This is a genomic window from Pseudomonas rossensis (assembly GCF_039888995.1).
Lineage (GTDB): Bacteria > Pseudomonadota > Gammaproteobacteria > Pseudomonadales > Pseudomonadaceae > Aquipseudomonas > Aquipseudomonas rossensis.
Genome location: NZ_JBBWCB010000125.1, coordinates 1 through 15296, shown reverse-complemented (window position 1 = coordinate 15296; position 15296 = coordinate 1). Strand labels below are relative to the sequence as shown.

Below are 15296 nucleotides of genomic sequence, written 5' to 3'. Positions count from 1 at the left end.
GCATGAAGGTCTGGCGTGGCTTGGCACCGAGGTCGGCCGAGGCTTGCAGCAAGGACGGCGGCAGACGCTCCAGCGAGGCCTGGATCGGCAGGATCATGAACGGCAGCCAGATGTAGACGAACACCATGTACCGGCCCAGGTGCGAGGTCGACAAGGTGCTGCCGCCGACACCCGGAATGCCCAAAACGAACTGCAAAACCGGCTCAAGCCCCAGGTGTTGAACGAACCATTGCGCCACGCCGCCCTTGGCTAGCAGCAACGTCCAGGCATACGCCTTGACGATGTAGCTGGCCCACATCGGCATCATCACGGCGATGTAGAAAAATGCCTTGGTTTTGCCGGTGGTGTAGCGCGCCATGTAGTAGGCAATCGGGAACGCGACCACGGCGCTGGCAATCGACACGACGACGGCCATGCTCAGGGTGCGCAGGATGATGTCGAAGTTCGACGGCTGGAACAGGGCCGCGAAGTTCGCCAGAGTCAGGTCAGGCGTGACCGCCATGGTGAAGTCATCGAAGGTGTAGAAACCTTGCCACAGCAGGACCAGCAGCGAGCCGAGGTAGATCGCGCCAAACCACAGCAGCGGCGGCACCAGCAGCAGCGACAGGTAAAAATTCGGCCGGCGATACAGCAGGTTGGAAAACCTGCGCAACGGCGAGCCGCCGGTCGGGGTTTGAGGGATAGCCACGCTGTTCATCTCACACCCCGCCGACAACGTTGTCGTGCAGCGGGATCATCGCTTCCCGTGCCCAGCGTGCGCTGATGCGTTGTCCGGTCTGATGTTGCGCGCTGACGTCCAGCCACTGGACGTTGGCCTGGCTGATGTTCAGGGTCTGGCCGTTTTCCAGTTTCAATTCATAGCGCGTGGCGCTGCCCTGGTACTGAATGTCATGGAGCAAACCGCTGACTTCGATTTCATGGCTGGCCAGCGGACCTTCGGCGAAACGCACGTGTTCCGGGCGAATCGAAAACGGCTGTGGATTGCCGCTCAATTGTTTCGCCAGATCGCCGCGAATCACGTTGGAGGTGCCAACGAATTCCGCCACAAACGTTGTAGCCGGTTTCATGTAGAGGTTGCGCGGGGTGTCGACCTGCTCGATGCGCCCCTTGTTGAACACGGCCACACGATCCGACATCGACAGCGCTTCGGTCTGGTCATGAGTGACGAAGATGAAAGTGATGCCGAGCTGGCGTTGCAGCTTCTTCAGTTCACCCTGCATTTGCTCGCGCAGCTTCAAATCGAGGGCGCCCAACGGTTCATCGAGCAGCAGCACGCGCGGACGATTGACCAGGGCGCGGGCCAGGGCGACACGCTGGCGCTGACCGCCGGACAGTTGCACCGGTTTACGCTCGCCGTAGCCGCCGAGGGCGACCATGTCGAGGGCTTCTTCGGCGCGTTTCTGGCGTTCGGACTTGCCGACGCCTTTGACTTTCAAACCGTAGGCGACGTTGTCGAGTACGTTCATGTGCGGGAACAGCGCGTAATCCTGGAACACGGTGTTCACGTCACGCTGATACGGCGGCAGCCCGGCGGCTTCTTCGCCATGAATACGGATAGAGCCTGCACTCGGTTGTTCGAAACCGGCGATCAGGCGCAGACAGGTGGTTTTGCCCGAGCCGGAAGGGCCCAGCATGGAAAAGAACTCGCCGTCCTGGATATCGATGGAAACCCGGTCAACGGCCTTCACTTCGCCGAACTGACGGGAAACGTTGGTGAACTGGACTGCAAGCGTCATGGTGCGCAACTCCAAAAATCTGAATCTTTAAAAGCATCGCGAGCAAGCTCGCTCCCACAGGTTTTGCGGTGCTCTTGTGGGAGCGATCTGTAGCAGCTGCCGAGGAACGAGGCTGCGTTGGGCTGCGCAGCGGCCCCCGAGGGCGGTCCTGCGGACACGCAACGCAGCCTCGTTCCTCGGCAGCTGCTACAGGGGTGTTAGCGACCGCCCATGATCGCGATGTAGTCCTGGGTCCAGCGGCTGTACGGCACGAACTTGCCGCCTTCAGCCTGCGGGGTTTTCCAGAAGGCGATTTTCTCGAACTGGTCGAAGCCGTTGGTTTTGCAGCCCTCGGCGCCTAGCAACTCGCTCTCCTTGCATCCCGCCGGAACCGCCGGCAACGAACCGAACCATGCCGCCAGGTCACCCTGGACTTTCGGTTGCAGCGACCAGTCCATCCACTTGTAGGCGCAGTTCGGGTGCTTGGCTTCGGCGTGCAACATGGTGGTGTCGGCCCAACCCGTTGCACCTTCTTTTGGAATGACCGAGGCAACCGGCTGCTTGTCCGCCACCAGGCCGTTGACCATGTAGCCCCAACTGCTGGACGCCGCCACGCCTTCGTTTTTGACGTCACTCATCTGAACCGTTGCGTCATGCCAGTAGCGGTGGATCAAGGGCTGTTGCTTGCGAAGCAGGTCCAGCGCCGCTTTGTATTGCGCTTCGTTGAGCTGGTACGGGTCCTTGATGCCCAGCTCCGGCTGTTTCGATTTGAGATAAAGCGCCGCATCGGCGATATAGATCGGGCCGTCGTAGGCCTGGACCCGACCCTTGTTGGACTTGCCGTCCGGCAGGGTTTGCTCTTCGAACACCACACTCCAGCTGTCTGGTGCCGTTTTGAAGATATTGGTGTTGTACATCATCACGTTCGGGCCCCATTGGTACGGGGTGCCGTAGGTTTGCTGATTGACGACATACCAAGGGCCGTCCTTGAGGCGAGGGTCAATGTTCTTCCAGTTCGGGATCAACGCCGTGTTGATCGGCTGCACACGCTGGCCGGCGATCAACCGCAGGGAGGCGTCGCCGGATGCAGTCACCAGGTCGTAACCACCCTTGGCCATCAGGCTGACCATCTCATCGGAAGTGGCGGCTGTCTTGACGTTGACCTTGCAGCCGGTTTCCTTTTCGAAGCCGGTGACCCAGTCGTAGGCCTTGTCGCTTTCGCCACGTTCGATGTAGCCAGGCCAAGCCACAATATCCAGCTGACCTTCGCCGGCGCCAACGGCTTTCAGCGGTTCGGCGGCCTGGATACTGGCACTGGCCAGCAGCGCGGTGGTGATTGCACTGAGCAGTGCGGTCTTGTGCACGAACATGGGGTTTCCCTCTTCTTTAATTATGGTCGGGGCAGTTTTGAACGTGGTGAAGCCGATGCCTTTACGGCTAATTGTTAGCGTAGTGCGCTTTTACAAATGCTGTCCGTGACGGGCCATGATGTGCCGCACCACGCTGTAGTCCTGAAGCGAATCGCTGGATAAGTCTTTGCCGTAGCCCGAACGCTTGAGGCCGCCGTGGGGCATTTCGCTGACCAGCATGAAATGGCTGTTGATCCAGGTGCAGCCGTACTGCAAGCGCGCCGCGACCTGCATTGCCTTGTCCAGGTTCTGGGTCCAGACCGAGGAGGCGAGGCCGTATTCCGAGTCGTTGGCCCAGTCCACGGCTTGTTCGAGCTGATCGAAACGGGTCACGGTGACCACCGGCCCGAAGACTTCGCGCTGGACGATTTCATCGCTCTGCTTGCAACCGGCCAGCAGGGTCGGCTGGTAATAGAAGCCGGCACCGGAATGCACCGCCGCGCCAGTCACTCGTTCGATGTGCGGCTGGCCGAGGGCGCGCTCGACGAAACTGGCCACGCGGTCGCGTTGGCGGGTGCTGATCAGGGGGCCGATCTCGTTGTCGGCGTCGCGTTTGCCGGCGAAGCGCAAACTGCTGACCGCCGCGCCGAGTTCGGCCACCAAGCGGTCATGAATCCCGGCCTGTGCATAAATCCGGCAGGCAGCGGTGCAATCCTGGCCGGCGTTGTAATAGCCGTAAGTGCGCACGCCTTCGACCACGGCTTGAATGTCGGCATCGTTGCAGACGATCACCGGGGCTTTGCCGCCAAGTTCGAGGTGAGTACGCTTCAGGGTTTTCGCCGCGGCTTGGAGGATTTTTTGCCCGGTGACGATATCGCCGGTCAGCGACACCATGCGCACTTTAGGATGACTGACCAAGTGGCTGCCGACGCCTTCACCGCCACCGCAAATGATGTTGATCACACCGCGCGGCAGGATCTCGGCCAGCGCTGGCGCCAGGGCCAGAATCGACAGCGGCGTGTGTTCGGACGGTTTGAACACCAGCGTGTTGCCGGCGGCCAGGGCCGGGGCGATTTTCCACGCGGCCATCATGATCGGGTAGTTCCACGGCGCAATCGAGGCCACCACGCCAATCGGATCGCGACGGACCATGCTGGTGTAGCCCGGCAGGTATTCGCCGCTGAGCTGACCCGTCTGACAGCGCACGGCGCCGGCGAAAAAACGGAACACATCGACCGTGGCGCTCAAGTCATCCTGACGGGCCAGGTGCAACGGCTTGCCGCAGTTCAGGGATTCGAGACGGGCGAGGAGGTCGGCTTGTTTTTCGATGGCGTTGGCGATGTCCAGCAGCAGGTTCGAGCGTTGTTGCGGCGTAGTCCGCGACCAGCCGGCAAAGGCGCGGTGGGCGGCGAGAATGGCGGCTTCGACTTGCTCGGTACTGGCTTCGGCGATGTGCGTCAGTACTTCCCCGGTGGCCGGGTTGAGGATCGGTTCGACAAAGCCTTGGCCCGCGACTAGTTCGCCATCGATCAACAACGCGGTGAACAACGGGGTCTGCGCGCCAGCCATTTTTCGGGTTCTCTTTTCTTGTGTGGCCATGCTGCTCCCTGTGACTGGGGCCCGGCCGTCTTATAGATGTAGCAAGACTAGTGCTCAGGCCCGAGGTCGACAAATTCTAAATACTGAAGGTGGCGTTCGATTAAATAGATGGCTTGCGCCCGCCGTGGGGCTGCTCGCGGGCGACGGTCAGGAATGGGTCCACCAGCGCTGGGCGCGCGGTGCCACGACGCCAGGCCAGGCCGACGTCGAGGGTCTGGCTCAGGTCGGCAATCGGTCGCGCTTCGATGATGTCGCCCTCCAGTGACCACGGGCGGTAAGTCATGTCGGGCTGGATCGACACGCCCAAACCCGCTGCCACCAGGCTTCGGACCGCTTCGGTCGACGCCGTTCTTAAGGTGATGCGCGGTTGTAGCGAAGCCGCCGCCCACATGCGTTGCGCATTGCGGTCCATTTCATCGACGTTCAGTTGAATCAGCGGTTCGCGGGCCACGTCGGCGAGGTTGATGCTGTCGTGTTCCAGCAGCGGATGCTGGGCCGGCAGTCATAACCGATGGGGTGAGTGGGTCAGCACTTCCGTCTGCAAGGCGTGGCGGTCTTCGAGGTTGGAGAGGATCAGCACGCCGACATCGATCTCGCCACTGACCAGCAAATGCTCGATGTATGGCCGCTCATCCTCCATCACCCGAATCTCGACGTTGGGGTAGGCGCGCTGGAAACGGGTGAGTAGATCCGCAAGGTAGTAACCGGCCACCAGGCTGGTCACGCCGATGATCAACTGCCCGGCGACCTGATCGGTGCTCTGTTGCAGGCTGCGTTTGGCGTTGTCCACCGTCGCCAGAATCAGGTGCGCCTGACGTAGGAATTGGTGGCCCTGGTGAGTCAGCGTCATGCCCTTGGCGTGACGATTGAACAGGCCGACGCCGATTTCCTGCTCCAGTTGCTGGATCGCCAGGGTCAGGGTGGACTGGGAAATGAATGCGGTTTGCGCGGCGGCGGAGATTGAACCGGTCTCAGCCACGGCGATGAAATGGCGGATCTGACGCAGGGTCATCATGGGGAAGTACCCGGTGGGCGGTTTTTATCGATTTTTCTGAGTGTATATCTTTTTTTCTGAATGGCTGCGGTCAGCTAAAGAGCGCAGCGCAACATCTCGAAGCACTCTCGCTCCCGGACACCGGGCACTTTCGATCTAGGCTGGTGGCCTTAAAGATCTGGTTAACCCGAATGCGTGGAGGCAGCAAATGAACACCCGTGGATTGCTCGATCAGCTACTCAAGTCCGGTCAGGACATGTTGCAGAACAAGGCCGGCGGCTCACAAAACAAGACCGCTGGGGGTGGCTTGGGCGGATTGCTCGGCGGCAGCGGTGGTTCGGGCGGCCTTGGCAGCCTGCTCTCTGGCGCGGGCGGCGGAGCGTTGGCGGCGGGTGCCATGGGCTTGCTGCTGGGCAGCAAGAAAGGGCGCAATGTCGGCGGTAAGGTCCTGACTTATGGTGGCCTCGCCGCATTGGGCGTGATTGCCTACAAGGCGTATGGCAACTGGCAGGCCCAGCAGGGCACTGCGCCGAAGACTGAACCGCAAACCATCGACCGCTTACCGGCGGCGCAAGTTGAACAGCACAGCCAGGCGATTCTCCAAGCGTTAGTGGCTGCGGCTAAAGCTGATGGTCATGTCGACTATCGTGAGCGTGCGCTGATCGAGGGCGAATTCACCAAGCTCGATAACGATCAGGAACTGCAGCACTGGCTGCACGCCGAACTCAACAAGCCGCTGGACCCGGCCGACGTTGCCCGTGCTGCCAGTACGCCGGAAATGGCCGCTGAGATGTACATTGCCAGTGTGATGCTGGTGGACGAGGAGAGCTTCATGGAGAAGTCCTATCTGGATGAGCTGGCGCGGCAACTGAAGCTTGAGCCGGGGTTGAAGGCTGAGTTGGAGAAGCAGGTGCGTCAGGCTTCTATCTAAGCGTTGTCCTAAAAAAACGCAGGTTTCGCCAATGCCTACATCGACCGTAGGTACTGGCGGAGCCTGCGATTTTTTTTGCATCAAAACAGCGCGCTCCGAAACGACACAAGCCCTCGTCGCACAGGTATTTCAGCGATTTGCACAGGGATGAGACGTGGTGCGCACCCGTCTTACAAATGAAACACCGCCCTCAGCTATACTCCGCAACATTTCAACTGCACCCCGAGGACTGACTGTGAAGAACTGGACGTTGCGCCAACGCATCTTGGCGAGCTTTGCGGTGATTATCGCCATCATGTTGCTGATGGTCGTCGTCTCGTATTCGCGGCTGTTGAAGATCGAAATCAGCGAAACCAGCGTCCGTGAAGACGCGCTTCCCGGGTTGTATTACAGCTCGATGGTTCGCAGCGCCTGGGTCGACACTTATGTTCGCACCCAGGAAATGCTGGGCTTCAAGGCGGGGCAGGGCTTCAGTGCGGAAGAGGCCGAAAGCTTCAAAAACTTTGAGGTGCGTCTGCAAGAGCAGATGAGAAACTACCAAGGCACCGTCATCAGGGATGAAGACAAGGTCGAGTACGCCGTTTTTGAAAAACTTCATGAGAATTACAACAAGGCGCTGGCGGCCGTGCTCGATTTGCATAAGCGCAATCAGGAAGCCGAAGCCATCAAGATGTTCAACGAGCAACTGACCCCGACATGGACCGCCGGTCGCATGAAACTCAATGACATCATCCGCGACAACAAAGCGGTGGCCGACCAGGGTATCGCGAACATCGATGACGCCGTGGTCACCGCGAAAGTCATCATGGGCATTTCCCTGCTGGTCGCGGTGCTGGCCGCCAGCCTCTGCGGTCTGCTGCTGATGCGCGCGATCATGGCGCCGATGAACCGGATCGTCGAAATTCTCGACGTCATGCGCACCGGTGATCTCAGCAACCGCCTGAACCTTGCGCGCAAGGACGAATTTGGCGCCGTGGAAACCGGCTTCAACGACATGATGGCCGAGCTCACCTCGCTGGTGTCCCAGGCCCAACGCTCCTCGGTGCAGGTCACCACGTCGGTGACCGAGATCGCCGCCACCTCCAAGCAACAGCAGGCGACCGCCACCGAAACCGCCGCCACCACCACCGAAATCGGCGCAACGTCCCGTGAGATTGCCGCCACCTCGCGGGATCTGGTGCGCACGATGACCGAAGTCTCCACCGCCGCCGATCAGGCCTCGGTGCTCGCCGGTTCCGGGCAGCAAGGGTTGGCGCGTATGGAGGAGACCATGCATTCGGTGATGGGCGCGGCCGATCTGGTCAACGCCAAACTGGCGATCCTCAACGAGAAGGCCGGCAACATCAACCAAGTCGTGGTGACCATCGTCAAGGTCGCCGACCAGACCAATCTCCTGTCCCTCAACGCTGCCATCGAGGCCGAAAAAGCCGGTGAATACGGCCGCGGGTTTGCCGTGGTCGCCACCGAAGTGCGGCGTCTGGCGGACCAGACCGCCGTCGCCACGTACGACATCGAGCAGATGGTGCGCGAGATCCAGTCGGCGGTATCGGCCGGGGTCATGGGCATGGACAAGTTCTCCGAAGAAGTGCGCCGCGGCATGTCCGAGGTGCAGCAGGTCGGCGAGCAGTTGTCGCAGATCATTCATCAGGTTCAGGCGCTAGCGCCACGGGTGTTGATGGTCAACGAAGGCGTGCAGGCCCAGGCCACGGGCGCTGAACAGATCAACCACGCGCTGGTGCAATTGGGCGATGCCAGCAGCCAGACCGTCGAGTCCCTGCGCCAGGCCAGTTTCGCTATCGATGAACTGAGCCAGGTAGCTGTAGGGCTACGTAGCGGCGTTTCGCGATTCAAAGTCTGATGAGCGAACTCACGGCCAAACGCATCGCCGTGAAGCCGGCGGTGCAATCATTGTTTCTGGTGTTCCGCATCGGCAACGAGCGCTTTGCCTTGCAGGCCATTGAGGTGGCGGAAGTGCTGCCGCGCCTGCCGTTGAAGCCGATTCCCCGCGCGCCGGACTGGGTCGCCGGGGTGTTCGCTTATCGCGGCGCGGTGGTGCCGGTGATCGACCTCAGTGCGCTGACCTTCGGCCAACCGGCCCAGGCCCGCACCAGCACGCGCTTGGTGCTGGTCAATTACCGCCCGGATGAAACCACTGAGGCGCAATTGCTCGGGCTGATTCTGGAGCAGGCCACCGATACCTTGCGCTGCAACCCGGCGGATTTTCAGCCTTATGGCCTGGACAATCGCCAGGCGCCGTACCTCGGGCCGGTGCGCGAAGATGCTCAAGGTTTGCTGCAATGGGTGCGGGTCGCCGACTTGCTCGATGAGCAGGTTCGCGCGCTGCTGTTTCCGTCGCAGCCGTTGGACCTGGCACTGCTTGAGGAGCGGCCATGAGCAGCGATCAGCGGTTTTTCGATTTCCTCAAAGAGCGCATCGGTCTCGACGTGACCTCGGTGGGGCCGGAGATCATCGAGCGTGCGGTGCGTCAGCGCAGCACGGCGTCCAACGCGCTGACGGCCGATGAGTATTGGCACACCTTGCAGGGTTCGCGGGACGAGCAGCAGGCGCTGATCGAAGCGGTGATCGTCCCCGAGACCTGGTTTTTCCGTTACCCGGAATCCTTCGCCACCCTGGCGAGACTGGCTGCCAAACGTCTGAGCGACATCAACAACATGCGCGCGCTGCGGATTCTCAGCCTGCCGTGTTCCACCGGTGAAGAACCGTATTCCATCGCCATGGCGTTGCTCGATGCCGGGTTCCAGCCGCACCAGTTCAAGGTCGAAGGCATGGACGTCAGCCTGTTGTCGGTGGAAAAAGCCCGGCACGCGCTGTACGGCAAGAATTCGTTTCGTGGTCAGGACATCGCGTTTCGCGATCGACATTTCACCGCCGAAGACGAAGGCTATCGCCTCAGCGGGCGGGTGCTTGAACAAGTGCGTTTGCAGGTCGGCAATCTGCTGGATCCGACGTTGCTGGCCAACGAGCCGCCTTATGACTTTGTGTTTTGCCGCAACCTGCTGATCTATTTCGATCAGCCGACCCAGCAGCAAGTGTTCGAAGTGCTCAAGCGCCTGACCCATGTCGACGGCGTGCTGTTTATCGGCCCGGCCGAGGGCAGTTTGCTCGGCCGTTTCGGCATTCGTTCGATCGGCATCCCACAGTCCTTTGCGTTCAGTCGTCAGAGCACACCAGAGCCTGCGCCCATTCCGGCTTTCGTTCCGACGCCTCTGCCCGTACGCCAACCGGTACGCAGCGTGACGCCGCCGCCCGTTCGCAGTCGGCCCTTCGCAACGGTGACGCCGTTACCTGCCGCGACGACAACCGCCAACCCGGACGCCGTCGCGCTGCTGGCGAACATTGCCGCGCTGGCCAACGAAGGCAAAAGCGCCGAAGCCCGCGTCGCGTGCGAGAGCTATTTGCGCAGTCACGAGCCAGTAGCCCAGGTCTTTTACTGGCTGGGCTTGCTCAGCGATGTCGCCGGCAGAGTCCTTGAGGCTCAGGGTTTTTATCGCAAGGCGTTGTACCTCGACCCGCAACATCCCGACGCGTTGATGCACCTGGCGGCGTTGCTGCAATCCTTGGGCGACACGGCGGGAGCCAGACGATTGCAGGACCGCGCCGCCCGCAGCGAGCGCGCCGCTGACAGTGAGCGTAAACGATGAACGCCGCCGACACCTTTAGCCTCACCCATGAAGATGCCCAGGCCATCGACGACTGCTGGAACCGCATCGGTATCCACGGCGACAAGTCCTGTCCGCTACTGAGCGATCACATTCACTGCCGCAATTGCGCGGTGTATTCGGCCGCAGCTACGCGCTTGCTCGACCGCTACGCGTTACAGCAGGAAGACCGCGGGCAAGCCACCACGGTGGTCGAGAGCGAGGTGAAAACCCGTTCGCTGTTGATGTTCCGCCTGGGCGAGGAATGGCTGGCCCTGGCCACCCGCAGTCTGGTGGAAGTGGCGCCGCTGCAAGCGATTCATTCCCTGCCGCACCAACGCTCCCGGGCCTTGCTCGGCGTGGCGAATGTGCGCGGCGCGTTGGTGGCGTGCCTGTCGCTGGTGGAACTGCTCGGGCTCGACGGCGCCAGCAGCGTGGCGTCCGGCGCGCGGGTCATGCCGCGAATGCTGATCATCGCCGCCCACGGCGGACCGGTGGTGGTACCGGTGGATGAAGTGGACGGGATTCACGCCATCGACGCACGCGTCCTCGAGGTGGCGTCCCGTTCTGGCACTCAGGCCAGCGCCAAATACACCCGTGGCGTGTTGCAATTCAAAGGTCGCAGCCTGCGGTGGCTGGATGAAGAACAGCTGTTGTACGCCGTGACCCGGAGCCTTACATGACCCCCGAGCAAATGCGCGACGCCTCTTTGCTGGAACTGTTCAGTCTGGAAGCCGAGGCCCAGACGCTAGTGCTGAGCGCAGGTCTTTTGGCGCTGGAGCGCGACCCGACCCAGGCCGATCACCTCGAATCGTGCATGCGCGCGGCGCACTCGCTGAAGGGCGCGGCGCGGATCGTCGGTGTCGATGCCGGGGTCAGCGTCGCGCATGTGATGGAAGATTGCCTGGTCAGCGCCCAGGAAGGGCGCCTGTACCTGCGGCCCGAGCACATCGATGCGTTGTTGCAAGGCACCGATTTGCTGATGCGCATTGCAACGCCGGACAACAACCCTGAACCTGCGGAAATCGAGGCCTATGTGGTCTTGATGGCGCGGTTGCTTGATCCGATGGCGGCGCCCGCGCCGGTCACTGCGTCTATCGCCCCAGTGATGGCGGAACTTCAGCTCGAACCACCGACGCCCAAGGTCGAGGTGCCAATCCCGGTCGCCGAACTGCAACCCGCAGAGCCACCGCGCAAGGCCAAACGCGGCACCGAAAACGGCGAGCGGGTGTTGCGGGTCACGGCCGAGCGCCTGAACAGCCTGCTCGATCTGTCGAGCAAATCCCTGGTGGAAACCCTGCGGCTCAAACCGCATCTGGCCACCATGCAACGCCTCAAGCGTATGCAGAACAACGGCCTGCGGGCCCTGGAAAACCTCAACGTCCACCTCAAGGGACATGCCTTGAGTCTGGAAGCACAAGAAGCCCTCGAAGACGCTCGTCGGCTACTGGCTGAGTCTCAGCAATTGCTGGTGGAAAAGAACGCCGAACTGGATGAGTTCGCCTGGCAGGCCAGTCAACGGGCGCAAGTGTTGTACGACACCGCGCTGGCCTGCCGCATGCGGCCGTTTGCCGATGTGTTGGCGGGGCAAGAGCGCATGGTCCGCGACCTCAGTCGCAGCCTCGGCAAACAGGTGCGACTGGAGATCGAAGGCGAGAAAACCCAGGTCGATCGCGACGTGTTGGAGAAACTTGAAGCGCCGCTGACTCACCTGCTGCGCAATGCCGTGGATCACGGCATCGAATCCCCGGAGCAACGGCTATTGGCGGGTAAACCCGCTGAAGGCCTGATCCGTTTGCGCGCTTCCCATCAGGCCGGTTTGCTGGTGCTGGAGCTGAGCGATGACGGCAATGGCGTCGATCTTGAAAAGGTCCGCCGCAGTATCATCGAGCGCCAATTGTCCCCGGCCGAAACCGCCGCGCAGTTGAGTGAAGAAGAGCTGCTGACCTTCCTGTTTCTACCGGGTTTCAGCCTGCGCGACACGGTCACCGAAGTCTCCGGGCGCGGCGTCGGACTGGATGCGGTCCAGCACATGGTCCGCCAGGTGCGCGGCGCGGTCGTGTTGGAGCAGGCGGCGGGCGAGGGCAGTCGCTTCCATCTCGAAGTGCCGCTGACCCTATCGGTAGTGCGCAGTCTGGTGGTGGAAGTCGGTGACGAGGCGTATGCCTTCCCGCTGGCGCACATCGAACGGATGTGCGATCTGGAGCCGGCGGACATTGTCCAGGTCGAAGGCCGTCAGCATTTCTGGCACGAAGGCCGGCATGTCGGGCTGGTCGCGGCCAGTCAGCTGTTGCAGCGTCCGGCGAGCCAGAACAGTCAGCAAACCCTCAAAGTCGTGGTGATTCGCGAGCGCGAGGCGATTTACGGCGTGGCGGTCGAGCGTTTTATCGGCGAGCGGACGTTGGTCGTACTACCGCTGGACGAGCGTCTGGGCAAGGTGCAGGACATTTCCGCCGGGGCCTTGCTCGACGACGGTTCGGTGGTGCTGATCGTCGACGTCGAAGACATGCTGCGTTCGGTGGACAAACTGCTCAATACCGGGCGTCTTGAGCGCATTGCCCGTCAGGGCAGCCAGGCGGTTGAAGCCGCTCGAAAACGCATTTTGGTGGTCGACGATTCGCTGACCGTGCGCGAGCTGCAACGCAAGTTGTTACTCAATCGCGGCTACGACGTGGCGGTGGCGGTGGACGGTATGGATGGCTGGAACGCCTTGCGTTCGGAGGATTTCGATCTGCTGATCACCGACATTGATATGCCACGCATGGATGGCATCGAACTGGTGTCTTTATTGCGCCGGGACAATCGCCTCCAATCCCTTCCGGTTATGGTGGTGTCTTACAAAGATCGTGAAGAGGACCGTCGTCGTGGACTGGACGCTGGAGCCGACTATTACCTAGCCAAAGCCAGTTTTCATGACGACGCCCTGCTTGACGCGGTGGATGAGCTCATTGGAGGAGCGCGGGCATGAAAATCGCAATCGTCAACGACATGCCCATGGCGGTGGAGGCCCTGCGCCGCGCCCTGGCATTCGAGCCGGCGCACGAGGTGGTTTGGGTCGCCAGTAATGGGGCCGAGGCGGTGCAACGGTGCGCCGAAAATACGCCAGACCTGATCCTGATGGACCTGATCATGCCGGTGATGGATGGCGTGGAGGCGACCCGGCGGATCATGGCTGATACGCCGTGCGCGATCGTCATCGTTACGGTCGATCGCGAGCAAAACGTGCATCGGGTGTTCGAGGCCATGGGCCACGGAGCGCTGGATGTGGTCGATACGCCGGCCCTCGGTGCCGGCAATGCCCAAGAGGCGGCGGCCCCGTTACTGCGCAAGATCGTGAACATCGGGTGGCTGATCGGAGACAAGGGCAATCGGGAGCGATCGGCTCCGAGCCCGCTACGCAGTTCGGTCTCGCGCCAGTGTCTGGTAGCGATCGGCTCATCGGCAGGTGGGCCGGCCGCGTTGGAAGTCTTGCTCAAGGGGCTGCCGCGAGAATTTTCGGCGGCCATCGTGCTGGTGCAGCATGTTGACCAGGTATTCGCCGCTGGTATGGCCGAATGGCTCAGCAGCGCCAGCGGCCTGAACGTGCGCCTGGCCCAGGAAGGCGAGCCGCCGCAAAGCGGCACGGTGCTGCTGGCGGGTACTAACCACCATATTCGCTTGTTGAAAAACGGTTCGCTGGCTTACACCGCCGATCCGGTCAACGAGATCTACCGGCCCTCGATCGATGTGTTTTTCGAGAGCGTGGCCAATTACTGGAACGGCGATGCCGTGGGTGTTTTGCTCACCGGCATGGGACGCGATGGCGCGCAGGGGCTTAAACTCATGCGCCAACAGGGCTACCTGACCATCGCTCAGGATCAGAACAGCAGTGCGGTGTACGGAATGCCGAAGGCGGCAGCGGCCATCGACGCCGCTGTGGAGATTCGCCCACTGGAAAAGATAGCGCCACGATTGCTGGAGATTTTCCCAAAATGAAGGCTTTTCACAGCAATCTGGCCCAAGTAGTACTCAGGTGACTGCCCATGAATGATTTACAGCTCGACGGCTTCAAAACCGACGAAAACGCCGCCATGGTGTTGTTGGTGGACGATCAGGCAATGATCGGCGAGGCGGTGCGCCGCGGGTTGGCGAACGAAGATAACATCGACTTCCACTTCTGCTCTGACCCGCACCAGGCCATCGCCCAGGCGATTCGCATCAATCCGACAGTGATCCTCCAGGATCTGGTGATGCCCGGTCTTGACGGCTTGAGCCTGGTGCGCGAGTACCGCAATCATCCGGCGACCAAGGACATCCCGATCATTGTCCTGTCGACCAAGGAAGACCCGCTGATCAAGAGCGCGGCGTTTGCGGCCGGGGCCAATGATTACCTGGTCAAGTTGCCGGACAACATCGAACTGGTGGCGCGCATCCGCTATCACTCGCGCTCCTACATGACGTTGCTGCAGCGTGACGCAGCGTATCGCGCGTTGCGGGTCAGCCAGCAGCAGTTGCTCGACACCAACCTGGTGCTGCAACGCTTGATGAACTCAGACGGTCTGACCGGGCTGTCGAACCGCCGGCACTTCGACGAATACCTGGCGCTTGAGTGGCGCCGCTCGCTGCGTGACCAGACCCAACTGTCGCTGCTGATGATCGATGTCGACTACTTCAAGTCCTTCAACGACAGCTTCGGCCACCTTGAAGGCGATGAAGCCTTGCGCAAAGTGGCCACGGCGATTCGTGATGCCGGTGCGCGGCCTTCTGACCTGCCGGCCCGTTACGGCGGCGAAGAGTTTGTTCTGGTGCTGCCCAATACTTCGCCGGGCGGCGCGCGACTGGTCGCGGAAAAGCTCCGCCAGACCGTTGCGGCGCTGAAGATCCCGCACATTTTCCCGGCCGAAGGTTCGAGTTTGACCATCAGCATCGGTTTGTCGACCATGACCCCGCAACCGGGCGGCGATTGCCGGCAATTGATCTCGGCGGCGGACAAGGGGCTGTATCTGGCGAAGAACAATGGGCGTAATCAGGTGGGCATTGAGTAACCCGCTGAAACACGATGCCCTGTAG

The 15296-nt window shown here is 61.4% G+C and carries 12 protein-coding genes and 1 pseudogene; 8 read left to right on the top strand and 5 right to left on the bottom strand.

What is annotated here, in order from left to right; genetic code table 11:
* From WLY71_RS24445 to WLY71_RS24425, 5 genes and pseudogenes are all read right to left on the bottom strand, one after another.
* Window positions 1-697 (bottom strand): ABC transporter permease (locus tag WLY71_RS24445; protein WP_347805603.1); only part of this gene is annotated, 697 nt, incomplete at its 3' end.
* Between the two features lies 1 nt (window position 698).
* A complete protein-coding gene (locus WLY71_RS24440; RefSeq protein ID WP_347805602.1) occupies window positions 699-1736 on the bottom strand; it encodes an ABC transporter ATP-binding protein in 1038 nt (345 codons plus the stop codon).
* A gap of 197 nt (window positions 1737-1933) precedes the next feature.
* Entirely contained in the window at window positions 1934-3085 is a 1152-nt protein-coding gene (gene ydcS / locus WLY71_RS24435) for a putative ABC transporter substrate-binding protein YdcS (protein ID WP_347805601.1), read from the bottom strand.
* Between the two features lie 90 nt (window positions 3086-3175).
* Window positions 3176-4633: a gamma-aminobutyraldehyde dehydrogenase gene (locus WLY71_RS24430; protein WP_150655387.1), complete on the bottom strand. Its 1458-nt coding sequence runs from the start codon at window positions 4631-4633 to the stop codon at window positions 3176-3178.
* A gap of 130 nt (window positions 4634-4763) precedes the next feature.
* Window positions 4764-5678 (bottom strand): annotated as a pseudogene (locus WLY71_RS24425) (LysR family transcriptional regulator).
* Between the two features lie 187 nt (window positions 5679-5865).
* On the opposite strand from WLY71_RS24425, the gene WLY71_RS24420 reads away from it, so the two are divergent.
* From WLY71_RS24420 to WLY71_RS24385, 8 genes are all read left to right on the top strand, one after another.
* Window positions 5866-6588, top strand: a complete 723-nt coding sequence (locus WLY71_RS24420; protein ID WP_347805600.1) for a tellurite resistance TerB family protein — start codon at window positions 5866-5868, stop codon at window positions 6586-6588.
* A 235-nt stretch (window positions 6589-6823) separates the two neighbouring features.
* The gene (locus tag WLY71_RS24415) at window positions 6824-8446 is read left to right on the top strand and encodes a methyl-accepting chemotaxis protein (protein ID WP_347805599.1); all 1623 of its coding nucleotides are present in this window, start codon (window positions 6824-6826) and stop codon (window positions 8444-8446) included.
* Window positions 8446-8982: a chemotaxis protein CheW gene (locus WLY71_RS24410; RefSeq protein ID WP_347805598.1), complete on the top strand. Its 537-nt coding sequence runs from the start codon at window positions 8446-8448 to the stop codon at window positions 8980-8982. Before WLY71_RS24415 ends, WLY71_RS24410 begins: the two co-directional genes overlap by 1 nt.
* Entirely contained in the window at window positions 8979-10250 is a 1272-nt protein-coding gene (locus tag WLY71_RS24405; protein WP_347805597.1) for a CheR family methyltransferase, read from the top strand. Before WLY71_RS24410 ends, WLY71_RS24405 begins: the two co-directional genes overlap by 4 nt.
* A complete protein-coding gene (locus tag WLY71_RS24400) occupies window positions 10247-10930 on the top strand; it encodes a chemotaxis protein CheW (protein WP_347805596.1) in 684 nt (227 codons plus the stop codon). Before WLY71_RS24405 ends, WLY71_RS24400 begins: the two co-directional genes overlap by 4 nt.
* Window positions 10927-13215, top strand: coding sequence for a hybrid sensor histidine kinase/response regulator (locus WLY71_RS24395; protein ID WP_347805595.1), 2289 nt, complete (start codon window positions 10927-10929; stop codon window positions 13213-13215). The genes WLY71_RS24400 and WLY71_RS24395 overlap by 4 nt, the downstream gene beginning before the upstream one ends.
* Complete coding sequence (locus WLY71_RS24390; RefSeq protein WP_347805594.1) at window positions 13212-14222, top strand: chemotaxis response regulator protein-glutamate methylesterase; 1011 nt, start codon at window positions 13212-13214, stop codon at window positions 14220-14222. Before WLY71_RS24395 ends, WLY71_RS24390 begins: the two co-directional genes overlap by 4 nt.
* A 47-nt stretch (window positions 14223-14269) precedes the next feature.
* A complete protein-coding gene (locus WLY71_RS24385) occupies window positions 14270-15271 on the top strand; it encodes a diguanylate cyclase domain-containing protein (RefSeq protein WP_347805593.1) in 1002 nt (333 codons plus the stop codon).
* Window positions 15272-15296 lie beyond the last annotated feature (25 nt).